A 25,642-nucleotide genomic window follows, 5' to 3' on the forward strand; every position below is an offset into this window, starting at 1 on the left:
TTTCCCCTTTTTTTGTATCTTGAGCTGCTGAAAATCCGGCTGAGGAATGTTTGGAATCAGCAAGAAGAAATATGGATAAAGCAAGCATCAGAAAACGAATTTTGCCCATGAGAAAGGGGCTTTCTCCTGAATGTGTTCAAGAACTTACGAAGAAACTACTGGAACAGTTCAAACAGCTCGACCTGTCTAAGGTTAAAACCCTTCACATTTTCCTGCCCATTAAGTCTCAGAATGAACCGGATACTTTTTTAATCATCGATTGGCTGAAAATACACCATCCGGAGATGAGGATAGTGGTACCAAGAGCGGATTTTGAAACTTCATTAATGACACATCACTATTTCGAAGGCATGGAGGATCTGGAAATGAATGCTTATCAGATTTTGGAACCCGCAAAGGCGAAAATTCATCATGGAGAAATTCAGATGGTAATTGTGCCTTTGATTGCGTTTGATCGAAATGGATACCGTGTAGGGTATGGAAAAGGATTCTACGATAGGTTTTTGCAGGGAATAAAGACGGAAAAAATCGGTCTTTCGCTGTTGGATGAATTGGTTGAAATTGACAATGTCAACGCGCAGGATGTGCAGCTTGATCGCTGTATTACGCCGGATAAGACTTACGTTTTTCCGATTTCCTGAGTTATTTACCTGCTTCCAGTAGCAACGAGCTGTGCTTTTATAAAATCAGTCACCAGATAGGCAATGGTTTTTGCTGTAGCGCTGCTTTCCCTGCCGTCGCTCATTTTTGCCGCAGCTTCACAAACGTGCATATAAGCGAATTTCTTCTTCGTTTGAAGGATGATCTTCCGGATGTCGTTAAGCTGGAATCCTGAGGGCGTAAATGCGCTGGAGAGGACATTTTCTATACAATCGAGGTCTATTTCCAGTCCCGTAGGATTGGTTAAAACAGAAAGCAAGGGATGCAGTTCCATCAGGTAACTGTGGTCAGCTGCTAACAAATCATCAAAAAATACCGCATTTATATTTGGGTTTTGGGAAATTTCAGTTAAAATACTGCTGCTGTTATAGTTCTGATGCAGGCCGAAAATCGAATAACGCCGTAGAAATCCATGTTTTAGTGCGTAACTGAAGCCATTTCCGCTATGCCTGCCCTTTGCAGGACGAAGATCAGCATGGGCGTCTATGTTCAGCACATCCATCGTTTTTTTTAAGCCTAGCGCGCATCCTTTAAGAATCGGATAAGCATTGTTATGGCCTCCACCGATGATGATGGGTGTTTTTCCCGCAGCGATGATCTTTTGAATGACTGGATAAACCTGTTCATCAATTTCGGCAACTGCGTTTTCTAGTCGGGTATTCTCCAGCCTGATGTTTTTCGAATGGGTATTTTCTGGATCTGGGAATTCGAAATGCCCAAGCACCATTAACTCATTTCCGGATAAAAAAAGAGTGCTTTGTGTGTTTAATAAGGCTTTTAAAGCAGGTATCCAGGCGGTAGCGGCACCTGCAATACCATGATTGGCACGAATACCGATGTCTTCTGGAATGCCCAATAGCACAAAATGAGCCGGACTGTCTTTTAACTGCTCCCAGCCAGAAAATGGGAGTACCTGTTCACCAATTTTGGTTTCGCCTTCCCTTGAATTGACCAGCGCTGAAATGTTCGCTTTATCGTATGTTTTTAAGGCTTCCATTAGTAGATTTTACCGTTAAGGATGATCGTTTTTATCTGCAATTGCCCAAAACTGTAAGGCAGGAAAGCCAGGGAGGAGAGTGGTCTGGTGAGGATCAGATTGGCTTTTTTTCCTTTCGTAATGCTCCCAGTAAGGGCGCTCAGTTCCATTGCAGCCGCTCCGTTTAAAGTACAGGCATTTATCGCTTCTTCAGGCAGCATTTTCAATTTGATGCAGCCTAAAGACAGCACAAAATTCATGTTGCCAGAAGGGGTAGATCCTGGATTATAGTCGCTGGCAAGTGCCACAGGGACGTTGGATTGTATTAAAGCACGTGCATTTGCAAAAGGAATACCCAGGTAAAAAGAGCAGGATGGCAATAAGGTGGCCATCGTGTTTCCTGAGGCCAGGGAAGCAATTGCCGCTTCATCGGTGGCTTCCAGATGGTCTACAGAAACGGCCTGGTGTTTTAGGCCGATTTGTACGCCTCCCGATATGGAAAGTTGGTTTGCATGGATTTTTGGCTTGAGGCCATATGGAGCAGCTGCAGTCAGCAATTGATCGGTCTCCTCCAGGGAGAAGAATCCCTGTTCACAAAATACGTCCATATAATCTGCCAGACCTTCTTCTGCAATTTGTGGCAGCATTTGGTCTATAATCAGGGAAATATAACCCTGGTGGTTATTTTTATAAGCAATCGGGAAGGCATGCGCGGCTAAAAAACTGGCTTTTATCGGAATGGGAAAGCTATCTTTTAGTCGGCGGATGACCCGGAGCATTTTCAGTTCACTGGCTAGCGATAGGCCATAGCCGCTTTTAACTTCAAGGGCACCGGTACCTTGTCGGATCATGTCGTTTAAGCGGATAGCAGCGGCTTCAAAAAGATCCTCTTCCGTAGCCAGCTGCATTTTTGCTGCGGAATTTAGAATACCGCCTCCGGCAGCAGCAATTTCCTCGTAGCTTTTCCCTGCAATTTTCATCACGAATTCCTCCTCCCTGGGGGCGGCAAAAACGATATGAGAATGGGAATCACACCAGGAAGGCAGCACATAGCCACCTTCCGCAGATCGTGTTTCCAATTCATTGGGCAATTGCAAAGGGAGCGCATCCATGGTTCCAAAGTCACTGATCAGCCCCTCTTCGCACAGGAGCCAGGCATTTTCCAAAACTGGAAGCTGTGCCATTTCGGCGCCCCTGAGCATCATGATTCCTTTAGGGTGTAAGCCAACGAGGGTTCCGATGTGGGTGAGGAGTAATGAAGCCATAGTGATAACGCTTAAGTGGTTAGTTCTAACATCACCGGACAATGATCTGAGTGTACGGCATCTGCTAAAATAGTCACGTTTTTCAGTCTTTCCAACATTGGGTTACTGGCCAAATGGTAATCGATGCGCCAACCTAGGTTCTTTCCTCTGGAACCCGCTCTGAAACTCCACCAGGTATAATGATGCGGATCCTTGTTGAAATGCCTGAAAGTGTCGATAAAGCCATTTGTCAGGAACATTTCCATCCACTTTCTTTCTTCCGGTAAAAATCCTGAGGAATTTGCGTTAGATTTCGGATTATGGATATCGATCGCAGTATGACAGATGTTGTAATCTCCGGAAATGATCAGATTAGGGTGCTCCTTCTTCAGTTCTCCGATATAGTGGTCAAAAAAGCGCATGAATTCATACTTTTTAACCTGTCTGTCGTCTCCACTGGAGCCAGACGGCAGATACACACTCATTAAAGAGAAAGTGTCGAAATCTGCACGTAGCATACGTCCTTCTTTGTCGATCCATTCTTCTCCACAGCCGTACGCTACATGATTAGGTTTGGTTTTGGTTAAAATGGCCACGCCACTGTATCCTTTTTTTTCTGCCGGAAACCAGTAATGGTGGTAGCCCAGTTGCTCGATTAAAGTCAGGATTTCCGGAATCTGGATGGGCAATGCTTTAACTTCCTGCAAGCAAACCATGTCTGCATCGGTAGACTGTAACCAGCCGATGAAATTTTTTGTAGTGGCAGAACGTATGCCGTTGACGTTGTAAGAAATGATTTTCATCCGTATTGTTGTGTTATAATGTCTTTAAAAGGGATTTATTCCCCTTCGCAGGTGATATTTATTTTTTGCGCTAAAATGATTGCGAGGTGTTTTTTTGAGGAAGCGCTTAAAGGGGGAGCTTAATCAGCCGAATTGCCGGTCATTAATTCTTCCTGACGTTTCATTTCTTTCTCCAGTTTTTTTGCCTCCCGGCGTTTCAAAACGGTAATCGTCATTCTGACATCTACTCTTGGGCGGTCATTTTTGTCGGTCTCCACACCAGCCACTTGGTCAATCAGGTCGATTCCGCTCACCACTTCTCCATAGACGGTATAATTGCGGTCCAGGTGTGGTACGCCGCCAATCGTTTTATAAACTTCGCGCTGATATGCAGGGATTTTTGCTTTTAACCTGTTGGTTTCTGTCATGTCCAATTCCTCCTCCGTAAACTTGCGGCCCTGAACCAGGTAAAACTGACTGCCGCTGGATGCTTTCTCTGGATTGTCATCTCGAGCAGCTGCTAATACGCCTTTTTTATGAAACAGGCTATCGCGGAATTCCGCAGGAACGGTATAACCTACGCTTCCTTCTCCAAGCCGCTGTCCGAGCTTCGCATTTTTAGTACTCGGATCGCCGCCCTGAATCATGAAACTCTTGATCACCCTGTGGAATAAGGTGTTGTTGTAAACGCCTTTCTTCGTCAATTTCAGAAAGTTATCTCGGTGCAGTGGGGTTTCATTGTGGAGCATGATGATACATTCTCCCTGGTCGGTTTTTAGCCTTACATATTGGTGTTTTGGCTTTGCAGCAAAGGTAGCGCTGAAGCACAAACACAAGATAAGTACACAGAATTTCTTCATTATTTAGTCAAATTTAGGGCTAAGTTAAGGTAAATCTGCTTTATTAAAAGAGGCAGTCGTTTTCTCTCACAATTATGACTAGTTTTGTTAAAAGATGAAGCTGCGACAAAAACTTACACTGGGCCTATGTGCATTTTACCTGATCACCATGATCGGATTTGCATTGAATATGCACTTTTGTGGGGGTAAGCTTTCCGAAGTTCGCTGGATAGAAACGGCCAGCTGCACTGCCTGTAAAGCATCGGAAAAGAAGCAGCTTTCTGGCGATTGCTGTAAGGATAAATCGATTGAAGCGAAGATTAAAGACAGCCATCAGGTAGGGTCGAAAGTCAAGGTTCCAATGGATTTTAGCCTGGAAATGTTCTTTAGTCCAATGATTTCAGAAGTTTTCAGACAATTGCTGCCTACACTATTCAGCAGAGTAGAAAACAAGGCACCGCCGCTCTCCTCCATTCTCTCCCTTCACGCTTTCAACTGCGTATTCAGAAATTAGATCAGGAATAATTTATTTTCCTTGCGGCAAAATGCGGTGAGGACTTTGACGCGTTCGTATTTCGCTGTCAACGAGTTCATTATTAACATATAAATTATATCCACATGAATACTATCAAAAATCTAATCATACTTTCTATCGTTTTCATCGCAGGTAAAGCATCTGCACAACAAATTACTACTGCTGAGTTACAGGTAACCGGTTTAACCTGCTCGATGTGTTCTCAGGCTACTGAAAAATCTTTGAGAACTTTAGATTTTGTAGATGCAATTGAGCCTGATTTGAATAAAAACCTGTTTGCCATTACTTTTAAGAAGGATAAAGCGGTAAATATCGACCAGATCAGGAAAAAAGTAGAAGCTGCAGGATTCTCTGTAGGCAACCTGACCGCCGTTTTCAATTTTAACAATACCAAAGTGGATGACAAAGGACTGGCTACTGCCGGAAGCAATGTTTATCAGTTTTTAAATCAGAAAAATCAAACCTTAAATGGGCCGTTAAGGGCAACGGTTGTCGACAAAAACTTTATCTCTGGTTCCGAATTCAAGAAAAAAGCCGCACAGCTGAAATCTGATACTTATGCCAATGGCGAAGGTCTGGTAAATGGTAAAAAGACACGTATTTATCACCTAAGCATCTAATTGTAAGGCATGAGATTTCTAAAATTTTTACTGGCACCCATCGCAATTGCGATAGGTGCCAGTGCTCAGGCGCAGGAATTATACGTATTCACTGAACCTGCCAGTAATATGCCGGCAAAATCAGTTGGATTTAGGTTGACTCATGAGGGTAGGGTTAGTCCTGACTTCTCGATTAGGACCACTCCAGAGTTAATGCTGGGCTTCAATAAGAACCTGATGGTGCATGCGCAAGGCTTTTTATCCAATATGGATGGCAGTTACAAGGTGGAAGGGGCTAGTTTATATGCGAAATACAGGTTTCTTTCCATAGATGAGATGAAGCGGCATTTCCGCGCGGCTGCATTTGGTAGAATCAGTACCAGCAGCAGGCCTACTTTTTCCGAAGACATTAGTCTGGAAGGTGATAATTCAGGGATCCAGGGGGGATTGGTGTTTACACAATTGCTGCATAAATTGGCTTTATCGACTACTTTAAGCTATACCAAGTCTTTTGAGCGCGAGCGTAAACAGCAGCTGGGGATGCCTCAGCCGAATCAGATGCTGGGATACAGCTTTTCGTCGGGTTACCTGATGCTTCCATTTGTGTATAAGAACTACAATCAGCCAAATTTTAACCTTTATTTTGAGGTTTTGGGGAAAACCAACCCTGAAAACGGAAGGTCTTATGTCGATTTTGCGCCAGCAGTTCAGATGATCATCAATAGTAGGACGCGGATAGATTTGGGGTATAGGTTTCAAGTTGCAGGAAATGTGGCCAACCGCTACAACAAAAACATGTATATGGTTAGAGCAGAGTTCAACTTTTACAATGTGCTAAAATAAGCTGTTGTAGGTATTTCTTATCATACATCAACAATCTGCCTTTTAATTCGTTATACATTTGTAAATCACTAAAATATAAAATTATGAAAAAGGTATTTTTAATGCTGGTTGCGCTTTCCATCAGCCTGGCGTCTTTCGCACAAACTAAATGGAAGCTTGACCCGATGCACTCTTTCGTGAACTTCTCCGTAGGTCATATGGGAATTTCATTTGTAGATGGGGCATTCAATAAGTTTGATGGCACGATAGAAGATGCTAAAACAGATTTTACAGATGCTAAAATTAACTTTACAGTAGATGTAAATAGCGTAGACACCCGTGTAGAACCACGCAATAAACATTTGAAATCAGATGATTTCTTTAATGCAGAAAAATATCCAAACATGACTTTTGTGAGTACGTCTTTCAAAAAATTGAGTGGAAATAACTATGAACTGGCAGGAAAACTGACCATTCGTGATGTGACGAAAGATGTAAAGTTTAATGTGGTTTTCGGTGGAACACATACGGATGATAAAGGAACAACAAAAGCTGGTTTTGCAGCAAATACCACCATTAACCGCCTGGACTATAATATCAAATTTGATCCAACAGGCATGGGTGTAGCTAAAGACGTTAAAATCTCATTGAACCTGGAATTCGTTCAGGCAAAATAAGAAAAGGACATTTAGGGGGGGGGGATCCCCCCTTATTTTTGATTTCATCATCATGACCAATTTATCTCAATTCCGAACTTTTAGTCAGCATTTACCGCTTCAGGATTACTTAATGCCCGTTTTATTTATGGGGCATGGCTCTCCTATGAATGGCATTGAAGACAATGAGTTTAGTGCAAAATGGGCCGCAATGGCTCAGAATATTCCCGTTCCAACCGCTGTAATCGTCGTTTCCGCGCACTGGTTTACGAAGGGAACCCATTTAACCGCTATGGATTTTCCAAGTACGATCCATGATTTTGGAGGTTTCCCCCAAGCTTTATTTGACGTCAATTATCCTGCTCCGGGGAGTCCGGATCTGGCGATCGCCGCGAAAAAGCTGATCCAAAGTGTGGAAGTCGGGTTAGACCACGATTGGGGCTTAGATCATGGTGCATGGACGGTTTTAAGGCACATGTATCCTCAGGCGAATGTCCCTGTGGTACAATTGAGCATCGATTATACGAAAGATGCCAAATTTCATTATGAACTGGCAAAAGAGCTGTATGAACTCCGTAAGAAGGGGGTGCTCATTATGGGCAGCGGTAATATGGTGCATAACCTGAGGATGATGAGCTGGGAAATGATCAATGGAGGGGGTTACGACTGGGCTTTAGAGATCAATGACCAGTTTAAACAGTTGATTCTGAATAATGAACATCAGCCTCTACAAGCTTATCAGACTTTAGGAAAAGCAGCAATGCTGGCCATTCCAACACCAGAGCATTACCTGCCGCTGATGTATACCTTAGGCTTGAAAAATGACCAGGAACCGGTTACACTTTTTAATGATAAGGCCGTTGCTGGCTCGTTAACGATGACTTCTGTTAGAATTGGTTAGCGCTCATTCGGGTATTGTCTCCAGTATCATTGCGTATTTTACATCAACTTCCTCAGCCATTTCAAGACCCATCCTTTCTTCTCATAAGGTGGATAAATCAGCTTGCTCATGTCCAGTGTGGATTGGAAAACAACAGCTCTTTCATGAGAAAAGGTTTTAAATCCAAATTGACCATGACAACTGCCCAATCCGCTGCCATTAACCCCGCCGAAAGGTAATTTAGGGTTGCTGATGTGGATCAGTACGTCATTTACGCAGGTTCCCCCAGCGCTGGTGCTTTTGATTACCTGCTGAATCTGCTTTTTATCCTGACTAAAGATGTAAAGGGCCAAAGGTTTGTCCATTTTATTGACGAATGTAATGGCCTCCTCAATGGTTTTATATGGGATAATAGGTAAGACAGGGCCAAAAATCTCTTCCTTCATGATGTTTGCATTTTCTGGAAGGTCAGTCAGTACTGAGGGTAGAATGGTTTGTGTAGATTTGTTTGCTGGGCCTCCATAAGGAAGTTTGGCTCCTTTTGACAGGGCATCATCCACAAGTCCTTGAATGCGGTTAAAATGCTTTTCATTGATGATTTTAGCATAACTGGAGAGGTTGAGTTCCCCGGTCTCAGTAAAGAACATCTGCTGAACTGCCGCCTTGTATTTTTCCAGGAATGCGGTTTGTAATGATTCCTGAATGAGTATATAATCTGGTGCAATACAAGTCTGTCCTGCATTGGTGAGCTTTCCCCAGGCAATTTTGGAGGCAGCGATGTCGAGGTTGGCCGTTTCATCAATCAGCGTTGGTGATTTTCCGCCGAGTTCCAGCGTTAAAGAGGTCAGATTTTTCGCCGCAGCTTCCATCACTATCTTTCCTACAGCAGTACTTCCTGTAAAAAAGATGTGATCAAAGGGTAAACTCAGCAGATGCGTAGAGAGTGCGGCGTCCCCCTCAAAACAGCAAATTTCCGATTCTTCAAAGCATTCTTCAATCACCCGACAGAGGATAGAACTGGTTTCAGAACTTAGTTCTGAGGGCTTTAATATCGCACAATTTCCTGCAGCAATGGCCGAAATTAATGGGGCCATCATCAGCTGAAAAGGATAATTCCAAGGCGAAATGATTAGGCAAACACCCTTTGGTTCGTAATAGATCCTGTTTTTTGCCATCAGTGCAGTAATTGTTTTGCCTACTTTTACCGGACGCATCCAGCTGCTCAGATTTTTAATGGCGTAGTCTATCTCGCTGTAAATAAAAACCACTTCAGTAAGTGCGGATTCAAATTCGCTCTTTCTCAAGTCGCTCTGCAAGGCCGCATAAATCTCTTTTTCATACAGCTGTATGCTGCTCTTTAAAGCACTCAATTTATTAATTCGTTGCGTCGCATTGCTGTTTCTAAGTGTATATTTATACGCTTGCTGTGCTTTAAAAACGGAGTTAATAGTTTGTATCATAAATGCCGGCTAGGTGATGCTAATGAAAAGGACCTCTGTTGAGGTGATTAAATATACAAAATGAAACGCTCTTCTGCTCATCTTGAAGCGCGGGTATCTAAAATTATCTACCGCTATAACGCTGAAGTTAAGAAGAGGCCTGCTGTGATGATTAAAAGTATTTCAACCCCTTTAATGCAAAAAATAAACCAACCGGCCGGGTAATTAGTTAGCCCTGGTCCAGAACCATCAAAATAGATAAAATGAAAAGATTATTTACCCTCTTACTGCTTGCGGGTGCCAGCGCTCAGGCCCAGCAAAATTCAGCACTCAGTGTTGAGAAGATCATGCGCGATCAGAAATGGATTGGCGTAGCACCCACGAATTTCCGCTGGGCTGCGGATAGTAAAGTCCTGTTTTTTGACTGGAATCCTGAGAATAAAGACAAATCAGAAGGTTTTCAAGTGCAGGCCGCTTCCCTAAAAAGAGAGAAGTCTGATGAAAAGCTGAAAACCGCAGCTATTGGTGCCGACTATATTTATTCAAATGACCGCTCGCTAGGGATCGTTGAAAAATCGGGAGATCTGTACTTATACTACCCGAAAACCCGGCAGGAACAACGATTAACCCGTACTATAGAAAGAGAAAGCAACCCTCGATTTTTAAAAAATGGAGCAGTAGTTTTTCAGCGTGGAGATAATCTTTTTACGCTCAATCTGAAGAACAATGAAATTACTCAGCTGACGAATTTTATCAAGGGAAAAGCAGGAAGTGCTGCGGATAAAGGCAAGCCGACCATTCAAAGTACCTGGTTAAAAGACGAACAGACGGAGCTTTTTGACATCATTAAGAAAAGAAATAAAGAAGGAAATCCGGTAAGGGGACGTTTTGCGAACCTGACACCAGAAAAGCCGGAGAAATCGATAAAGCCCATCTATCTGGAGGAGAAATTCCTGAATGGATTAATCGTAAGTCCAGATGGCAGATATGTGAGTTATAAACTGATGACCCCTGCTGCGGGAACTATAAATACGATCGTTCCCAATTTCATTACCACATCTGGATATGTAGAAGATATTGCTGGCAGAACCAAAGTAGGCGAGCCATTGCCCACCTATCAGAGCTATATTTACGACCAGCAGCGCGACACCGTGTATGGGGTGCATACGGAGCAGATTCCAGGAATTAAAGACCTTCCAGACTATGTAAAGGACTATCCTAAGCAATTGGCTGAACGTCAGAAGAAAAACGAAGATCGCCAGGTGAACCTTAGCGGACCGTATTGGAATGAAGCAGGAACAACTGCCATCATGCTCGCCGATGCACAGGACAATAAAGACCTTTGGATTTTGAAACTGGATGCTGCCACAGGAAATTTAAGCATCGTAGACAGACAAAGGGATGAAGCCTGGATCGGTGGCCCTGGCATTGGCTGGGGAAATGTAGGCTGGGTAGATCAAAACCGCTTTTATTTCCAAAGTGAAGTCTCAGGATACAGTCATTTGTACCTGGCAAATGTTGCCACCGGAGAGAAAAAACAATTGACTTCCGGCAATTGGGAAGTGCAGAAGCTAGCACTTTCAAAAGACAAGAAAACCTTCTATATCACCGCAAATAAAGACCATCCTGGGATCACTCAATTCTACAAACTGGATGTAAATGGTGGTCCATTGGTGCAATTAACCAGTATGAAAGGTGGAAATGAAGTGACGCTTTCGCCGGATGAAAAATGGCTGGCCATCAATTATTCTTATATGAATAAGCCATGGGAACTGTACATTCAACCTAATCAACCGGGTGCAAAGGCCGTTCAGGTCACCAATTCGACTTCTGAGGAGTTCAAAGCTTACCCATGGAGGGAACCAGATCTGGTTGCTTTTAAAAATCGTTACGGATCAGATGTGTATGCGAGGGTTTATCCAGCAAAGCACCCACATCCAAACCGCCCTGCTGTAGTTTTTGTACATGGTGCAGGTTATTTACAGAATGTGCACTACTGGTGGAGCCAATATCAAAGAGAGTACATGTTCAATAATATGCTGGCCGACAATGGTTATACTGTAATTGACATCGATTATACGGCAAGTTCTGGTTATGGCAGAAATCACCGTACCGGGATCTACAGACACATGGGTGGAAAAGACCTCACTGATCAGGTGGATGGCCTGAAAATGCTGGTAGAAAAATATAACGTCAATCCGAAGCATGTTGGCCTATATGGGGGCTCTTACGGTGGTTTTATCACGCTGATGGCCTTATTTAACGAACCGGATGTTTTTGCCAGTGGAGCGGCGCTAAGGTCGGTAACCGACTGGGCACATTACAACCATGGCTATACTTCCAATATTTTAAATGAGCCTTATAATGACGAACTGGCCTATAAACGCAGTTCACCGATCTATTTTGCCAATGGTTTAAAGGGCAATTTGCTGATGTGCCATGGCATGGTAGACGTGAATGTGCAGTTTCAGGACATCGTGAGGCTTTCTCAGCGCTTCATTGAGCTAGGTAAAGACAACTGGGAGCTGGCTGTTTATCCCGTTGAAGATCATGGCTTTGTGGAGCCTTCCAGCTGGACTGATGAGTATAAAAGGATTTATAGATTGTTTGAGAATACTTTGAAAAAGTAAATAGAGGAAAACTAATTCTTAATGCTACTGTATAGTTTTTGTCTATATCTATATTAGTATTAAGTATCTGTTATCTCTTGAATTCGGTTGCATTTGAGGGGATATAGCCTTACCTTTGTGTCACGAAATTAAAAAACAAAAAATTATGATTAATATAGGTCAACAATTCCCATCATTCTCAAAAACTGCTGTAGTTAGTATCGAAAAAGGTAAAGAATTCGAAACAATTACTTCAGATTCTTTAATCAACGAAAACAACCAGTGGACTTGTATGTTCTGGTGGCCAAAAGATTTTACTTTTGTTTGCCCAACAGAAATTGCTGAATTTAACAATAACTTCAATGAATTCCGTGACCGTGATACTACCTTAATCGGTGCATCTACGGATTCTGAATTCGTTCACGCGGCATGGAGAACTCACCACGATGATTTACGTGATTTGAAATTCCCAATGTTAGCAGATACGTCTAAATCTTTAGCTGAAGCTTTAGATATTTTAGAGCCAAACGAAAAAATCGCTTACCGTGCTACTTTCATCATCGATCCTCAAGGTATCGTACGTTGGGCTAGTGTAAATGATTTAAGCGTTGGTCGTAACGTTAAAGAAGTAATCAGAGTACTAGATGCTTTGCAAACTGACGAACTTTGCCCATGCAACTGGGAAAAAGGTCAAGAGACTTTAACTGTATAATTTTACTGTTTAATCCTAAGAATCCCTGTAAAATGCATTTTTGCAGGGATTTCTTTTACCCAAAAATTTATTTATCATGACAGCAGCAACAGAAACTATTCAAGAATTATTAGCCGTAGTAGGTCTTGAACCAGATTATAGAAATGAAAGTCTGACGCTTTTAGAAAAAGGCAATTCAAGATACGTACGTGATTTAAAATTAAACTTAAGCAGCACTTTTACCTCAAGCCATTTGAGCGATAAGGAATGTGCATTGATCGCATTGAGCATTGCTGTAAATAACAACAATAAGGTGTTGACTGATTTCTTTGAGAAATTGGCAATCGCAAAAGAAGCCACAGTAGAAGAAATCGCTGAAGCAGTAGGTTGTGCGTCTTTATTGGCCTTAAATAACGTGTTTTACCGTTTCCGTCACTTTACAGGAAAAGAGAAATATACTCAAATCCCTGCACGTGTGCGCATGCAGATCATGAGCAGCCCGGTTACTGGGAAAGAGTTTTTTGAGTTGATGAGCATCGCCGTTTCTGCCGTGAATGGCTGTGAAATGTGTGTAAATGCACATGAGCACTCGATTCTTGCTCTAGGCGCTACAGAAGAAAGAGTATTTGATGCGGTTCGTATCGCTTCAATTGTTACTTCTGCAGGAAAAGTAATTTACTAATTTGTTTGTTCCTGAGCGACTGAAGGGTTGATCAGGTCCGATTTAAAAAAAGAAGCTTGACTATTCATCGGCTGAAACCTTTTGCGCTAAACAGCGCAAAACTTTCTAGGCCCTTTCCTAGCAAAGCTTCTTTTTTTTGAAATTAAGGTTAGAAGTCCTTCCTGTAAGGTGAAATCCCTTCTTCGACTGATCCATGGGATTAAGTCGGTGTAAGGCATTAGTCGGTTTAGGAGTAAAATAAGTAAGCAGGTAGGAGTGTATTGCAGAATTTATAAAAGGAGAACTATGCTTTGAAGACATTCGAATCTTTGTGTTTCAGCAAAGCTTCGGGGATGAAAAGTATAGTTCTCCTTTTTAGCAGCAGTTAAGCGAGGTTTCTTCCCGCGTTCACGATACCATAAACGGTTCTGATGGACAGCTTTTCTAATGATTGCTGTTCTTCCTCAGAAATATTGTCATTTTGAAGCTGTTCTAATGCGTAATGCTGGATCAATACCAATGGCAGTACAATCTTCTCCCTAACGGAAATAGAACGCTTCTCGACAGGGTAATTCTCCATCAGGCTCTCATGTCCGGACAGCTTCAATAAAAGCGTCTTAGATAGCTCAAATTCATTGTATAGCGTGGTCCAAAATGCACCATATTCTTTATCATTGGCGAAATGGGCAGTAATGGCGAAATCGGCTTTGCTCATAGACATCATACAATTGTCGATGATGGTTTTAAAATAGCCGGATTCCTGATAAGTTTTGACCACTTTATCCCAGTTTCCAAGGTCTAACTGACTTTTTAGTGCTGTTCCGATCCCGTAAAAACCTGGTATATTCTGCTTCAGCTGGCTCCATGCGGTGACGAAACTGATGGCTCTTAAATCTTCGAGTTTCAATGCTTCTCCAGAATTTCTCTTTACCGGTCTGCTGCTGATCGTAATCTTAGACAATAAGGTAAGCGGAGAGAATTTCTCCAGGTAACTCAGGAATAAAGGATGTTTACGTAAGGAAACGAAAGCCTCAAAGCTTTCTGTAGCCATCTCATCCAATAGGTTTTTATGTAAAGGATCCAAGAGGATGTTGTGTTTTTCCTTCATACCAGCAGAGATTCCTGCATTGATCAGTTGCTCCATATTAAATTCGGCACTGTCAATGGAGCCATACTGCGAGCTGATACTTTGGCCCTGAACGGTCAGCTGGATATTTTTATTGGCAATTTCCTTACCCATAGAAGCATAGAAACGGTGTGTTTTACCACCCCCTCTGGAAGGAGGACCACCTCTGCCATCAAAGAAGGCCAGTTGGATATTGTGCTTGTCGGCGGTTTCAGTAAGGGCCACTTTCGCATTAAAAATAGACCAGTTGGCCATTAAATAACCACCGTCTTTGGTACTGTCAGAGAAGCCGAGCATGATGTGCTGCTTGCCGCCTCTGTTTTGTAAATGTTTTTTATAGAATGGGTGACTATACAGTGTTTCCATGATTTCGGAAGCATCTGCAAGGTCATGCACGGTTTCAAAAAGCGGAACGAAATCGATCGTCAGTTTGTCTTCTGTCCAGCCGTTATAAAGGAATAACTCAATCAGCTGTAAGATATCACTCGCCTGCTGGCAATTACTGATGATGAACCTGTGACAGGCCATTTCCCCATTGATCTGCTGAATCTGCTTGATCTCTGCGATGGTTTGCAGGGTGTCTTCCGTTAATGAGTTTGCAGGTTCCGTGTAATTCACCTTGGCGCTTTTAAAGATCATAGCATTGATCTTCTCCTGCTCATTTAAGCTTTCATAGTTTTCAGGGTATAAGGTCGTTAAAGGCTTGCTCTGGCGACAATAAGTATGCACATCTCTCAGTACCCTGCTGTCTTGTCGGATGTCTAAAGAGGCAAAGTGACTGCCATACAGCTCCATCTTGCGGATCAGATCCGAAACAAGGTCAGCAAACAGGCCGTCATGGTCTTCTAAAAGCGTGGTTTTAATCTTATTCAGGATCTCAATTAAGCTGGCAGAAATGTCTTCTGTGGCAATATTTGGATTAAAGGCCTGGGCGTATAGTGTTTCCTGTACCAAGGCAATATTTTCTTCTACTCCTCTAAAGGTAATGCGTCGTTTCAGGTTTCTAAAGTCCCTGTAATAACATCTGAAAAGGATCTGACGCAGCATTTTAGAGACCTGAATGGTCGAATCGGCATGTACATTTGGATTCCCGTCACGGTCACCTCCTGGCCAGAAGCCTAGTTCGATGATCTTTTTAGATTCCAGGTTATAGTCATTTAAGCTTTGATCAATCTCCGATTGGATATTGGCTGCTGCAAAATAGAATACATTTTCCAGGTACCAGGCCAGGCTTAAGGCTTCATCTACCGGGGTAGGTGATTTCTTATTGAAGAATGGCGTTTTACCCAATTGCTGCAGCAGTTGATTGATGGTAGAAATGTCATTCGTCTTAATGGCGGTGGTTAAGTCGGTAATGATCGACAGGACACTTCCAGGATAGAACTGGGTAGGGTGGGCGGTCAGTACCAATCTCAGGGAAAACTCTTCAATCAGTTTCTCAATTTTTTCGGTTAAGGCTGGGTTGTCAACCGCCTTCTTCAGATAAACAAGTAAAGCACTGTGTTCTTCTTCTGCATTTAGTTTATTGAAGGAGGCATCTTCAACAGCATCAAACAATACCACCTGACGTTCGATGTATTGAATGAAGCGGAAAAGCAGGTCGATAATGTCTTTCTTAGAATTATTTTGGGTATACTTTTCAAAAAATGCATTAATGATTCCTGCTGGCGTTTCGTGGTTCTTGACACCATCTTCGCAATACTTAATGAAGAGCGGAAGCAAAGTTCCGGTATCTTTTACTCTGTAGAAGGGAAGGGTAAGGAAAAGGCTGTTGTATAGTTCAAATCTGGAGACAACCTCATTGTTGAATACGGACTCTCTCTGGCCTTTAGCGCGTTGTTTCTGCATCATCTTTATGGTTCATTTTTTCGCGCTTAAGCTACCAAAAATGATTTGGAAAAGGGAATAATGCGGTTAATTAATTTAATTGCGGTTGCGGACTAAATTTATTAACTTAGAGGTATAGAGGTTATACCAATTCCTTTTAAAGAATTGCTAAGTTTGGCGTATGCGCCTGGATGAGGCAGAATTAATTGTTAATTTTTTGGGGTTAAACAGCCGTTAAGAATGTTCTTAACGGCTGTTTTTTGTTAATGTACGTCTGCCGGAATGGCTACGTTTTTCTTGAATTTTTGTAAGTACAGCAATGGAATTGAGCACAATAGCACCAATCCAGCCACCCAATAGGCGTCGCTGTAAGTTAGCAGTAAACTTTGTTTGGTTACTGCACCTTCAATGGCTTTCAAAGCCAGTGATTTTGCATCCAGATAATTGTACCCTTTTGCGATAAAACCCTGAATATAGCCATTGAAACGCTCTGTAAAGGCCGGATTATTTTCGTTGACATTCACCAGCAGATTGCTGCGGTGAAAACCCTGACGTACGTGAATTAAGGTGGTTAGGGCTGCAATACCAAAAGAGCCTCCCAATTGTCTCATCATGTTATTCAATCCTGATCCCTGTCCGATTTCAGCACCTTTCAAGTCCTGAATCGCCAATGTGGTCAGCGGCACAAATAGTAAGGCCATACCCACACCTCTGATCATCAGTGGCAGGAAGAAATCTCCCGTTCCTGATTGTAAGGTTGAGTTGCTCAGCATTGAACAGAAAACGAAGAAAAGGAACATTCCGATGGTCGCCATAAACTGTGCTGGGATATTTTTCTTCAGCATGATCCCAATAAAAGGCATCATGACAATCGTGCAAAGTCCTCCTGGGAACAGCAATTCCCCGGTTTGAAGTGCCGAGAAGCCCAATAAGTTCTGACAAAATACCGGAAACACAAACACGGAACCGTATAATCCGAACCCTAAGATAAAGGAGGTAAACATCCCTACAGAGAAACTGCGGTGCCTCATAATTTTAAAATTTACGATCGGGTGATCCGTGCTGAGTTCTCTCCAGATGAAGAGCAATAAGCCCAATACGGAAGCCACTGCTAATGCAGTAATATATGGTGTAGCGAACCAATCTTCACTTTCTCCTTTTTCCAGTACTGTTTGTAAACTACCTATAGCAATCGCAAGTAACGCGATTCCCCACCAATCTACCGGCATTCCTTTTCCTTCTTTTGGCGTTTCCCTTACAAAAGTGTAGGTACAATACGCGGCGAGAATTCCGACGGGAATGTTCACATAAAATATTAAGGGCCAAGAGCTCACTTCCAGTAAATAACCACCAATGGTTGGACCTACAGTGGGGCCTACTACGGCCCCCAGTCCAAATAGCGCGGTGGCAATACCGATATCTTCTCGGGGCCAGGTTTCAATTAAGATGGCTTGTGCGGTAGAAATTAATCCTCCTCCTGCAAGTCCCTGAAGGATACGAAAGGCGATGAGTTCTTCCAGATTGGTCGCATTTCCGCAGAGGAAAGAGGCGATGGTAAAGAGAACAATGGAAAAAAGGAAATAATTTTTACGTCCGAAACGACTCCCCAGCCAGCCGGACATGGGTAAAACGATCACATTCGCGACCGCGTAACCGGTAGATAACCAGGCCACATCTTCTAGGGTTGCGCCCAGGTTACCCTGTATCTGAGGGATGGCAACGTTCACAATGGTCGTATCAATCAGCTCCAGTAAGGAGGCTGTGATTACTGTGAACGTGATCACCCACTTTTTTAAACCTTTCTCGGCCATCTTGTTAGTCTTTTATAGAAACGGAAACTTTTACACTCATTCCGGGACGAAGTTTTTCCAGGATTTCTTTTGGAGCGTTGGTAATCTTAATCTTTACCGGAATACGTTGTACTACTTTTACGAAGTTTCCTGTGGCATTATCTGGAGGAAGAAGTGAGCCTTTTGCACCTGTAATCGGCGCGAAATTGTAAACTTCACCTTCAACTTCTGCATTTGGATAAGCATCTACTTCCACTTTTACTTTTAAGCCTGGTTTAATGTCTTCCAACTGCGTTTCTTTGAAGTTTGCGGTCACATAAATGCTGTTGTCATTCACGATAGAAAACAAAGATTGTCCAGCTTGAACCAATTGGCCTTTTTGAACATTCTTTTTAGAAACGATCCCTGTTGCAGGGGCTTTAATGTCGGTATACGACAGCTGTAATTTCGCAAAATCTACATCTGACTGGCGTTGTGTAACTCCATTATGGCTTACTGCCAATTGAGATTGCGTAGTACCTACTTGTTTTACTGCTGCAGTATATTGATCGTTTGCTGCTGTAAAAGCGGCTTGCGCTGATTCTTTCTGTGCTTTAGCCTGGTCAAATTGTTGTTGGGTAATTGAACCATCTTTTACCAGGTTTGCATAACGGTCATAATCTTTCTGTGCCAGGGATAGTTTTACCCTTGCTGCTTCAATATTTGCTCTGGCAGTACTGGTATTTGCTGCGGTAGCGGCAATCTGAGACTCAGAAACACCTACACCTGCGCTTGCACCCATTTGGCCTGCCTGTGCTTGCTCTAGTTTCACTTTATAGTCGCTGTCGTCAAGTTTTACTAAAACATCGCCTTCTTTTACGCGCGTATTTTCTTCAAAATTGATGTCTTTTACATAACCGCCAACACGTGCAACAACCGGACTGATATCGCCATCAATCTGTGCATCATCCGTGTCTACGTGTTTGCTGTAATAGATGAATTCTTTTACCCCGAAAATCCCGCCTAGAATGATCAATACTGCTAATATGATCGGGATTATGATATTCTTTTTTTTCTTTTCAGTTTCCATTGGAATTTATATAAAAGGTTTTTATTGGGAGATTTTTCCCGTTGATTTTAATAAGGTATAATAGGCAAGTCCGGCATCGGCTCTTGCCAATTCCAGGTTGATTTTTGCCTGGTATAAAAGGGTTTCCGCATCAATTCTATCGATGGCAGAGGCCACATTGTTTTTATATTTTGAAGCCAGTAACTTGTCGTTTTCTGTTGCCTGTGCGATAGAAGTCTCTAAAACTTTAATCTTGTTGACCGACAGCTGGTAATTCTGATAATTTCTGTTCACTTCAGTTTTCACCTGATCCGAGAACACATCTTTTTGAAGTTCTACCTCTTTCTGCTGAATTCTGGCATCGGTAACTTTGTGTTTATTGGTCCAAAGTGTGCCGATATTCCAGGAAACATTAGCGCCTAAAGTCATAGGAACTAAAAACTGGTGGGTTGGCGGAATGAAAGAACCGCTTGGATTGATATAATACAAATCTGCCCCAATACCTACAGTGGGCAGGGTATTGGCTTTTACAGATTTAATATTTACTTCGGCCACTTTGTTCCTGATGTCAAACTGCTTCAATTCCTGGCGATTTGCGAAAGCCTGATCCAGGTAGCTGTTTAAAGCAGGTAGTGCTTTCAGGTTCTCGTTAGGATCTGTTGGCAGCAGCTCGGTATCCTCAGAGATGCCCAGTAATACGTCCAGGTTGTAGTTGATAATCTTTCGGTTGTTTTCAATCTCCATCTCTGTTAAAGAGACGTTTGCTTGTTGCAACTGGAACCTGAGCACATCATTTTTGGTGACGATACCCTGGCTAAAAAACCTTTCTGCCTGTTTTAGCTGACCAGCGATGGATTCCAGATTTTGCGCCACCACCTTTTTACTTTGGATGATTTTGTAAAGTGAAAAATAGGTGTTGATCACTGCATAGCTGATCTCCTCCTTATCTTTATCTGCATCTAATCTGGCGACCTCTGTCAACAGACGAGTGGATTCTTCTGCATATCTCAGCTTACCACCGCCATAAATCAGCTCTTTTACGCTTGCTGTACCCACAAATGCATCTGCACGTTTTGGCAAATTAATTGGGTTAGCACCGCCGATGATGAGTTGATTGGTTGGGATTTCAGCATGATTGTACAGAAAAGAAGCCTCTGCCGTTGGCAAGGCCATATCTTTGGCAATGCTCAGCTGATTGATTGCTGCATCCACCTTGTTCTGAGAACGTTTCAGGTTTTTGCTGTTTTCAATGCCGAGCTGTATGGCCTCCGATAAGCTCAGGTTTTTGGTGTTTTGCGCGTAAAGCATTCCCGGCAGGAGCAATGCGATGACGCTGAACTTGATTCTATTTATCATTATTGGGAGTTAAATACACGGTGAGCAGGTCTTTTAGATGCGCAATCAGACGGTCGGTAATCACGGCTTTGTCGTCCTCGTTGTTGATATCGAGCGTCGTACCGTAAGTGATTTTTGCAGGGGAAATGGCCACATTACTGATGGTACCCATCACTGTTGCGATGAGCATCCTCACATCTACCGATCGGAAACTACCTTCTGTGATCCCATCATCAATGATTTGTTCAATCACAACGAGGTTGTTGGCCATGGAGTTTTTTACTTTTAAAAACATTTCCGGGCGCTGGGAAAGGGTGAGTTCTCTATGCATCATTTTATGCAAACCTGGGTTGCATAAAATACGGTTCGCATAGTTTTCAATTACTTTCAGTAATTTTTCCATGTGTGAGAGTTTATCCTGGCTGATGCTGAGGAGCTGTTCATTGAAACCGAAAATTCTTTTGGACATGATTTCCATGAAAACGCCTTCTTTAGATCCAAAGTAATAGTTGATCATGGACATATTGGCTCCTGAATCTTTCGCGATTTGACGGGTAGAAGTACCTTCATAGCCCAGTTCTGTGAACAATCGCTCCGCGGCGTCCAGAATACTCGCCTTTTTATCTGCTTTTTCCATTTCTAAATTTGACGAAGCAAAATTAATCAATCGATTGAATAGTTGTGGCGCAAGATTGGAACTCAACTCTTAATTGACAAAGCGTTGACATTATATACGAGAATATTAGATGGATAGTTCAGTGCTTACTGCTTTCTATTTTGAAATAAATCAATATCTTTGGGGCCTAAGTATATTAAAAATGACTAACGAAGAAAATAACAACAGTTTTGATTGGGTATATTATGTTCTAGGCCTGTTTTTCGGAACTTTAACAGCAGCAATAATCTCAGGCACATTTTTATGGTCTGTATTAGGTGGAATTATCGGATTTATTCTTTCCGCAATGTTCCTGAACGGATTGGTTAAAGGACGCGAATACTAGTCTTTTCCCATATTTTAATATAAAATGCCAGCCTAAGCTGATCGTTTACCTATAAACGAATCTATTAGGTAAAGGCAAAAAAGGACACGATATTTTTGGTGACTTGAATGCTGGTTGCTCATGTTTTATGCTATTTTTAGTATAATAAATGCTAAAAGCGAATTCCACAATTCATTAAAATAAAATATAAGCGATATAGAAAATGCCGGATCATCAACTGATCAGGCATTTTTCATTTATTGTATTTAGTGTCTTAAGAAATACCATTCTCATGAGGACCAATGCGCTTCCTTCGCAGAAAACTGTCCAGATAAGCGAAAGCCAATAGGAGATCTACAAATAGAAATATTTTAATGAAGGTGGGCGTGATGTATTTACTAAAGTCCAGTTGTCCGGAGCTGAATAAGCTGCCAAATTTTGCATCCTGAAAAGTAAAATCGCTATTGGCGATGATGTAGGCCACTATTGCGAGTATGGAACAGATGAAAAATGCAGAAATACTGTAAATAATGCGTTTATCTACCTTTGTTTTCATCGATACCGGTGCGATTTCGAGCTTTACCTGCTCCATCACATTCCTGGTAAATGACATAGAAGGTTCTTCCAGGCCCATTCCACTCATCTCTTTATTGATTTCCAGGAGCTCCTGATATAAGGAACTGTAAACTGGATCTGAGGCAATCTTAGCTTCCACAGCCAATTGCTGTTCCGGGCTGCCACTGCCATCAATATAATCCCAGATTTCTTCTTCTATAGTGATCATAATAACTCCTTTACTTCGTCTTTTAACAAATATTGTAATTTTTCTTTCAGTCGGATTCTGGCGCGGTGCAATTTTACTTTTACCGTATTGCTTTCCATATTGAGGGTCTTTCCGATCTCCTCCAGACTTTGTTCGCCTTGATAAAATAGGGTGATGATACTGGCATCATCGGCAGATAGCAAGGCAATGGCCTGGTTTAGGTATACATAACCTGATTTTTTTTCTACCAGGTCTGAATTGAAGTCCGAGGTATGGTTTTCCAATTGGAGGATGCTCCCTTCATCATCGATCGATTGTACATCCAGTCGCTTTTTACGTAAAAAGCTCATAGCAGTCGTATAGGTAATGGTATACAGCCAGGTCGAAAATTTTGCTGTCTGTTTATAGGTTCCCAGGGCTTTATATGCTTTAATGAAACAATCCTGTGCGATCTCCTCCGCGTCTTCCCGACGTTTGGAGAAACGCATGGCCAATGTAAATACAAAGCGCTGATGACGTTTTACCAGTTCGGAAAAAACCGCGGTATTGCCCGACAGGACTTCTGTAATTAAATCGATATCCGATTGCTTATGCTGCATATATTGTAGACGCGCGTCTTTTTTTGAGAGGTTTATATATCTTTCTGTTTATCTAGCCAGTTTTTTTCCATCGCATAAGAAACGATCAGGCCAAATCCGCCAAAAATGCTCAGGCATCCAAAATAAACGGCAACTCCTTCTTCGTCATCTAATCCGGTGTTTCTTACGGTGAATAAGGCAACAATCAATCCCAATCCTAGTCCAACTAATAATAAGCCGAATTTTAAACTCACAAAAGGCATTGGTGCACTAGGTCTTGATTTGGCCAGTCCTGGATCCATGCCACGTTCAATCATGGCCATTTTCTCTTTGTTAGACATGTACCTTAAACCAAATACAAGGGCGGTGGTACAAAGGAAGAGTGTGATCGGTACTAATATTTCATTTCCCATTTTATTTAAATTTTAGGTGTTAAAGATCTGTTTTATTGAACTCATGTTCTGTAAGCTATGACCACATGAAAATGAAACAGGTTACAGGAAAATATAAAAAAAATAAAGTCGGGTAAAAAGGATTAAATGCGAAAAGCCCGGGGTTTCCGAGCTCTTCAAAGCGGGGAAATGAATCCCGCTTATACCTGAGGTTTAGCAATAACGGCTACTGTTAAACGGCTTACACAGTTCATTTTACCTTTATCGGTGTATATTTTTATTTCCCAAACATGGGTTTTTGCGCCTATATGCAAGGGCTTACAGATCCCGGTAACCAGTCCGCTTTTTACCGGTCTGAGGTGGTTGGCATTGATTTCAAGGCCTACAGCCATGTATTTTTCCGGGTCAATGCACATATAAGAGGCAATGCTGCCCAAGGTCTCTGCAAGCACTACAGATGCTCCGCCATGCAGAATCCCTGCAGGCTGATGCGTTCTTTCATCTACAGGCATGGTGGCGGTTAAAAAGTCGGCACCAATTTCTATAAACCGGATGTCGAGTAAACCTCCTAAATGATTTTTCGGGCGATTATTTAACCCTTCCGGTGTAAATTGGGAGAACCACATTATAAATACCTTTCTTCGATGATACCAGTATGATGAATTACGTGACCTGCAATAACAAATAACAAGGCCCTAACGCTGATCTGACGCTCAGAAGCGGTGCCGCTGAGGTTAAGTTCGTGTTCATTTAAAGACTTGAACAAATATAAATTAGCTTTTCTCAGCAAGGCAAATTCTTCTGAAAAACTCTGCAGACTGCGGTCAGCGAAATGAGCATTCGTCACATAATCATCTTCATCAAAGCCAGGTAAGGCATGCTGTTCTGCACGGGCAAAACACGTTAAGCGGTATACCAGAATTCGTTCTGTATCCACAATATGCCCTGCCATCTCCTTAATAGTCCATTTTCCTGGCGCATAAGCATAGTCTGCTTTTTCTGTCAGGGTATTTAAGAACTCAGGAAAATCAGTCCCTTGTTTTTCTAAGAGAGCCAGGATATCATCCCCCGAAATTTTGCTGATGTAGGTCTCCGCCCAGGCGGGATACTCATGTGTTTGAGGTCGGTTCATAAGTTATGCTGCTTTTTAAAATGATGCGGAAAGTGGTTCCTTTTTCCAGTTCAGACTCTTTTACAAAAATCTGCCCGTTATGGTAATTCTCGATAATCCTTTTGGTCAGTGACAAGCCGAGTCCCCATCCACGTTTACGAGTGGTGTAACCAGGTTGGAAAACGGCGTCGAATTTGGATCTTGCGATCCCTCTTCCGGTATCCGTGACATCGATAAATACCTCTTCTTTGGTTAAGTTCTCAATGATGTCGATCGTGATCGTACCTTCATTCTCGATAGCATTTGCTGCGTTTTTCAATAAGTTTTCGGTCACCCAATCAAATAGAGGTACGTTCAGCAAGGCACGAACCTGTTCATCACCGGTAATCTTAAAAATGATCTTATCTGAAGTCCGGAGTTTAAAGTATTCTACAAAGTTATGGATGACAGTATACACAACATGGTCTTCCACGATCGGTTTAGAGCCGATCTTAGAGAATCGATCGGTGATGACCTCCAGTCTTTTGATGTCATTTTCCATCTCGGCAATCAATGGGTCGTCTTCCGCATTGAACCGGGATTTCATCAACTCTACCCAGGCCATCAGTGAAGAAATCGGTGTGCCGAGCTGGTGTGCTGTTTCCTTCGCCATACCCACCCAAACCTGATCCTGTTCTGCTTTTCTCGCCGAACTGAAGGCCACATAGGCAGTGAGTAGGAACAATCCGATCACGGCGAGCTGGATATATGGGAAATAACGCAGCTGCGTTAAAGTGGCGGAATCTTTGTAATAAACGTACCAGCGTGTGTCGTCAAGCCCTATAATAGGGGTTGGGGGGTGCTGCTTTTTCATCACATTCAGCTCCCGGAGGAAATAGGCGGGATCATAAGTCAGCCCGTCTTTCTTTTGTAAATCATAATTGGTTTTCGTAGAATCCAGTCCCTGATAAGAAAGAATTGTCCCTTCGTTATTGATGATCATGATGGGCAATTTAGTATTCGTTCTGATGACGTCAACCAGATCTGTGGTGTTTTCATCGTCATACATGGCCAGTGATTTTTCGGTCACTTTGACGAAGAGTTGAAATTGCATTCTTTCCTCACGTTCCATCTTTTTTACGAAGAAATCGCTGTACAATACAGAGGCAGTACCAATCACGATGGCAAAAAATAGTAAGAAGAATTTCCAGCGGCGCTTTTTTTCGTATGGATTCATAGGTTATCCGGGCAAATTACAAAATACCATTCAAAAATAGCGGAATACAAAGGTAACGCAGTAAAAAATATATCTTTGTAATT

Annotated in this window: 26 protein-coding genes; 10 read left to right on the plus strand and 16 right to left on the minus strand. The window is 42.3% G+C overall.

Features of this window, described 5'->3' with window-relative positions:
• Positions 1–50: 50 nt before the first annotated feature.
• Positions 51–641 carry a 5-formyltetrahydrofolate cyclo-ligase gene (locus tag H9X96_RS15305; protein ID WP_255431135.1) on the plus strand — a complete coding sequence of 197 codons (591 nt, stop codon included), beginning with the start codon at positions 51–53 and terminating at the stop codon, positions 639–641.
• A 5-nt stretch (positions 642–646) separates the two neighbouring features.
• On the opposite strand, the gene H9X96_RS15310 is transcribed toward H9X96_RS15305, so the two are convergent.
• The 4 genes from H9X96_RS15310 to H9X96_RS15325 all read right to left on the minus strand — a co-directional run bounded on the left by H9X96_RS15310 (position 647) and on the right by H9X96_RS15325 (position 4,522).
• On the minus strand, positions 647–1,657 hold the full coding sequence (locus tag H9X96_RS15310) for a formimidoylglutamase (RefSeq protein WP_187667134.1): 1,011 nt from the start codon (positions 1,655–1,657) through the stop codon (positions 647–649).
• Positions 1,657–2,901 carry an imidazolonepropionase gene (gene hutI / locus H9X96_RS15315; RefSeq protein ID WP_187667135.1) on the minus strand — a complete coding sequence of 415 codons (1,245 nt, stop codon included), beginning with the start codon at positions 2,899–2,901 and terminating at the stop codon, positions 1,657–1,659. Before hutI ends, H9X96_RS15310 begins: the two co-directional genes overlap by 1 nt.
• A gap of 11 nt (positions 2,902–2,912) precedes the next feature.
• Entirely contained in the window at positions 2,913–3,683 is a 771-nt protein-coding gene (locus tag H9X96_RS15320) for an exodeoxyribonuclease III (protein WP_187667136.1), read from the minus strand.
• Positions 3,684–3,802: 119 nt separating this feature from the next.
• Complete coding sequence (locus tag H9X96_RS15325) at positions 3,803–4,522, minus strand: peptidylprolyl isomerase (RefSeq protein WP_187667137.1); 720 nt, start codon at positions 4,520–4,522, stop codon at positions 3,803–3,805.
• A 94-nt stretch (positions 4,523–4,616) separates the two neighbouring features.
• Here H9X96_RS15325 and H9X96_RS15330 point away from each other — a divergent pair, with 94 nt between their 5' ends.
• From H9X96_RS15330 to ygiD, 5 genes are all read left to right on the plus strand, one after another.
• Complete coding sequence (locus tag H9X96_RS15330) at positions 4,617–5,015, plus strand: hypothetical protein (RefSeq protein ID WP_187667138.1); 399 nt, start codon at positions 4,617–4,619, stop codon at positions 5,013–5,015.
• Positions 5,016–5,119: 104 nt separating this feature from the next.
• A complete protein-coding gene (locus H9X96_RS15335) occupies positions 5,120–5,656 on the plus strand; it encodes a heavy-metal-associated domain-containing protein (protein WP_187667139.1) in 537 nt (178 codons plus the stop codon).
• Between the two features lie 9 nt (positions 5,657–5,665).
• Positions 5,666–6,478, plus strand: a complete 813-nt coding sequence (locus H9X96_RS15340; RefSeq protein ID WP_187667140.1) for a hypothetical protein — start codon at positions 5,666–5,668, stop codon at positions 6,476–6,478.
• A gap of 83 nt (positions 6,479–6,561) precedes the next feature.
• Positions 6,562–7,134: a YceI family protein gene (locus tag H9X96_RS15345; RefSeq protein WP_187667141.1), complete on the plus strand. Its 573-nt coding sequence runs from the start codon at positions 6,562–6,564 to the stop codon at positions 7,132–7,134.
• A gap of 52 nt (positions 7,135–7,186) precedes the next feature.
• The gene (gene ygiD, locus H9X96_RS15350; RefSeq protein ID WP_187667142.1) at positions 7,187–8,014 is read left to right on the plus strand and encodes a 4,5-DOPA dioxygenase extradiol; all 828 of its coding nucleotides are present in this window, start codon (positions 7,187–7,189) and stop codon (positions 8,012–8,014) included.
• A gap of 38 nt (positions 8,015–8,052) precedes the next feature.
• On the opposite strand, the gene H9X96_RS15355 is transcribed toward ygiD, so the two are convergent.
• A complete protein-coding gene (locus tag H9X96_RS15355) occupies positions 8,053–9,453 on the minus strand; it encodes an aldehyde dehydrogenase family protein (protein WP_187667143.1) in 1,401 nt (466 codons plus the stop codon).
• 242 nt (positions 9,454–9,695) lie between these two features.
• On the opposite strand from H9X96_RS15355, the gene H9X96_RS15360 reads away from it, so the two are divergent.
• The 3 genes from H9X96_RS15360 (at position 9,696) to H9X96_RS15370 (ending at position 13,414) form a co-directional block, all read left to right on the plus strand.
• A complete protein-coding gene (locus tag H9X96_RS15360; protein WP_187667144.1) occupies positions 9,696–12,062 on the plus strand; it encodes a prolyl oligopeptidase family serine peptidase in 2,367 nt (788 codons plus the stop codon).
• 145 nt (positions 12,063–12,207) lie between these two features.
• The gene (locus H9X96_RS15365; RefSeq protein WP_062546387.1) at positions 12,208–12,753 is read left to right on the plus strand and encodes a peroxiredoxin; all 546 of its coding nucleotides are present in this window, start codon (positions 12,208–12,210) and stop codon (positions 12,751–12,753) included.
• 76 nt (positions 12,754–12,829) lie between these two features.
• Positions 12,830–13,414, plus strand: a complete 585-nt coding sequence (locus tag H9X96_RS15370; protein ID WP_187667145.1) for a carboxymuconolactone decarboxylase family protein — start codon at positions 12,830–12,832, stop codon at positions 13,412–13,414.
• A gap of 364 nt (positions 13,415–13,778) precedes the next feature.
• On the opposite strand, the gene H9X96_RS15375 is transcribed toward H9X96_RS15370, so the two are convergent.
• From H9X96_RS15375 to H9X96_RS15395, 5 genes are all read right to left on the minus strand, one after another.
• Positions 13,779–16,370: a phosphoenolpyruvate carboxylase gene (locus tag H9X96_RS15375; RefSeq protein ID WP_187667146.1), complete on the minus strand. Its 2,592-nt coding sequence runs from the start codon at positions 16,368–16,370 to the stop codon at positions 13,779–13,781.
• Positions 16,371–16,609: 239 nt separating this feature from the next.
• On the minus strand, positions 16,610–18,157 hold the full coding sequence (locus tag H9X96_RS15380; RefSeq protein ID WP_187667147.1) for a DHA2 family efflux MFS transporter permease subunit: 1,548 nt from the start codon (positions 18,155–18,157) through the stop codon (positions 16,610–16,612).
• A gap of 4 nt (positions 18,158–18,161) precedes the next feature.
• Positions 18,162–19,205, minus strand: a complete 1,044-nt coding sequence (locus tag H9X96_RS15385) for an HlyD family secretion protein (RefSeq protein ID WP_187667148.1) — start codon at positions 19,203–19,205, stop codon at positions 18,162–18,164.
• A 21-nt stretch (positions 19,206–19,226) separates the two neighbouring features.
• Positions 19,227–20,540, minus strand: a complete 1,314-nt coding sequence (locus H9X96_RS15390; RefSeq protein WP_187667149.1) for a TolC family protein — start codon at positions 20,538–20,540, stop codon at positions 19,227–19,229.
• On the minus strand, positions 20,530–21,156 hold the full coding sequence (locus H9X96_RS15395) for a TetR/AcrR family transcriptional regulator (protein WP_187667150.1): 627 nt from the start codon (positions 21,154–21,156) through the stop codon (positions 20,530–20,532). The genes H9X96_RS15390 and H9X96_RS15395 overlap by 11 nt, the downstream gene beginning before the upstream one ends.
• Positions 21,157–21,337: 181 nt before the next feature.
• On the opposite strand from H9X96_RS15395, the gene H9X96_RS15400 reads away from it, so the two are divergent.
• Positions 21,338–21,520, plus strand: coding sequence for a hypothetical protein (locus tag H9X96_RS15400; RefSeq protein WP_187667151.1), 183 nt, complete (start codon positions 21,338–21,340; stop codon positions 21,518–21,520).
• Between the two features lie 253 nt (positions 21,521–21,773).
• Here the strand turns inward: H9X96_RS15400 and H9X96_RS15405 are convergent, their stop codons facing one another.
• The 6 genes from H9X96_RS15405 to H9X96_RS15430 all read right to left on the minus strand — a co-directional run bounded on the left by H9X96_RS15405 (position 21,774) and on the right by H9X96_RS15430 (position 25,559).
• Positions 21,774–22,283, minus strand: coding sequence for an anti-sigma factor (locus tag H9X96_RS15405; RefSeq protein WP_187667152.1), 510 nt, complete (start codon positions 22,281–22,283; stop codon positions 21,774–21,776).
• The gene (locus H9X96_RS15410; protein WP_187667153.1) at positions 22,280–22,861 is read right to left on the minus strand and encodes an RNA polymerase sigma factor; all 582 of its coding nucleotides are present in this window, start codon (positions 22,859–22,861) and stop codon (positions 22,280–22,282) included. The genes H9X96_RS15405 and H9X96_RS15410 overlap by 4 nt, the downstream gene beginning before the upstream one ends.
• A 32-nt stretch (positions 22,862–22,893) precedes the next feature.
• The gene (locus H9X96_RS15415) at positions 22,894–23,253 is read right to left on the minus strand and encodes a DUF6249 domain-containing protein (protein ID WP_255431136.1); all 360 of its coding nucleotides are present in this window, start codon (positions 23,251–23,253) and stop codon (positions 22,894–22,896) included.
• Positions 23,254–23,432: 179 nt separating this feature from the next.
• Complete coding sequence (locus H9X96_RS15420) at positions 23,433–23,858, minus strand: hotdog fold thioesterase (protein ID WP_187667154.1); 426 nt, start codon at positions 23,856–23,858, stop codon at positions 23,433–23,435.
• A complete protein-coding gene (locus H9X96_RS15425) occupies positions 23,858–24,364 on the minus strand; it encodes a DinB family protein (protein WP_187667155.1) in 507 nt (168 codons plus the stop codon). The genes H9X96_RS15420 and H9X96_RS15425 overlap by 1 nt, the downstream gene beginning before the upstream one ends.
• A complete protein-coding gene (locus H9X96_RS15430) occupies positions 24,342–25,559 on the minus strand; it encodes a HAMP domain-containing sensor histidine kinase (RefSeq protein WP_187667156.1) in 1,218 nt (405 codons plus the stop codon). The genes H9X96_RS15425 and H9X96_RS15430 overlap by 23 nt, the downstream gene beginning before the upstream one ends.
• Between the last annotated feature and the right edge of the window lie 83 nt (positions 25,560–25,642).

The organism is Pedobacter sp. N36a (genome assembly GCF_014472395.1).
Taxonomy (GTDB): domain Bacteria; phylum Bacteroidota; class Bacteroidia; order Sphingobacteriales; family Sphingobacteriaceae; genus Pedobacter.

Coding starts and splice junctions, on each gene's coding strand:
- H9X96_RS15310 (WP_187667134.1), bottom strand. CDS start 1,657: ATGGAAGCCTTAAAAACATACGATAAAGCGAACATTTCAGCGCTGGTC.
- hutI (WP_187667135.1), bottom strand. CDS start 2,901: ATGGCTTCATTACTCCTCACCCACATCGGAACCCTCGTTGGCTTACAC.
- H9X96_RS15320 (WP_187667136.1), bottom strand. CDS start 3,683: ATGAAAATCATTTCTTACAACGTCAACGGCATACGTTCTGCCACTACA.
- H9X96_RS15325 (WP_187667137.1), bottom strand. CDS start 4,522: ATGAAGAAATTCTGTGTACTTATCTTGTGTTTGTGCTTCAGCGCTACC.
- H9X96_RS15330 (WP_187667138.1), top strand. CDS start 4,617: ATGAAGCTGCGACAAAAACTTACACTGGGCCTATGTGCATTTTACCTG.
- H9X96_RS15335 (WP_187667139.1), top strand. CDS start 5,120: ATGAATACTATCAAAAATCTAATCATACTTTCTATCGTTTTCATCGCA.
- H9X96_RS15340 (WP_187667140.1), top strand. CDS start 5,666: ATGAGATTTCTAAAATTTTTACTGGCACCCATCGCAATTGCGATAGGT.
- H9X96_RS15345 (WP_187667141.1), top strand. CDS start 6,562: ATGAAAAAGGTATTTTTAATGCTGGTTGCGCTTTCCATCAGCCTGGCG.
- ygiD (WP_187667142.1), top strand. CDS start 7,187: ATGACCAATTTATCTCAATTCCGAACTTTTAGTCAGCATTTACCGCTT.
- H9X96_RS15355 (WP_187667143.1), bottom strand. CDS start 9,453: ATGATACAAACTATTAACTCCGTTTTTAAAGCACAGCAAGCGTATAAA.
- H9X96_RS15360 (WP_187667144.1), top strand. CDS start 9,696: ATGAAAAGATTATTTACCCTCTTACTGCTTGCGGGTGCCAGCGCTCAG.
- H9X96_RS15365 (WP_062546387.1), top strand. CDS start 12,208: ATGATTAATATAGGTCAACAATTCCCATCATTCTCAAAAACTGCTGTA.
- H9X96_RS15370 (WP_187667145.1), top strand. CDS start 12,830: ATGACAGCAGCAACAGAAACTATTCAAGAATTATTAGCCGTAGTAGGT.
- H9X96_RS15375 (WP_187667146.1), bottom strand. CDS start 16,370: ATGATGCAGAAACAACGCGCTAAAGGCCAGAGAGAGTCCGTATTCAAC.
- H9X96_RS15380 (WP_187667147.1), bottom strand. CDS start 18,157: ATGGCCGAGAAAGGTTTAAAAAAGTGGGTGATCACGTTCACAGTAATC.
- H9X96_RS15385 (WP_187667148.1), bottom strand. CDS start 19,205: ATGGAAACTGAAAAGAAAAAAAAGAATATCATAATCCCGATCATATTA.
- H9X96_RS15390 (WP_187667149.1), bottom strand. CDS start 20,540: ATGATAAATAGAATCAAGTTCAGCGTCATCGCATTGCTCCTGCCGGGA.
- H9X96_RS15395 (WP_187667150.1), bottom strand. CDS start 21,156: ATGGAAAAAGCAGATAAAAAGGCGAGTATTCTGGACGCCGCGGAGCGA.
- H9X96_RS15400 (WP_187667151.1), top strand. CDS start 21,338: ATGACTAACGAAGAAAATAACAACAGTTTTGATTGGGTATATTATGTT.
- H9X96_RS15405 (WP_187667152.1), bottom strand. CDS start 22,283: ATGATCACTATAGAAGAAGAAATCTGGGATTATATTGATGGCAGTGGC.
- H9X96_RS15410 (WP_187667153.1), bottom strand. CDS start 22,861: ATGCAGCATAAGCAATCGGATATCGATTTAATTACAGAAGTCCTGTCG.
- H9X96_RS15415 (WP_255431136.1), bottom strand. CDS start 23,253: ATGGGAAATGAAATATTAGTACCGATCACACTCTTCCTTTGTACCACC.
- H9X96_RS15420 (WP_187667154.1), bottom strand. CDS start 23,858: ATGTGGTTCTCCCAATTTACACCGGAAGGGTTAAATAATCGCCCGAAA.
- H9X96_RS15425 (WP_187667155.1), bottom strand. CDS start 24,364: ATGAACCGACCTCAAACACATGAGTATCCCGCCTGGGCGGAGACCTAC.
- H9X96_RS15430 (WP_187667156.1), bottom strand. CDS start 25,559: ATGAATCCATACGAAAAAAAGCGCCGCTGGAAATTCTTCTTACTATTT.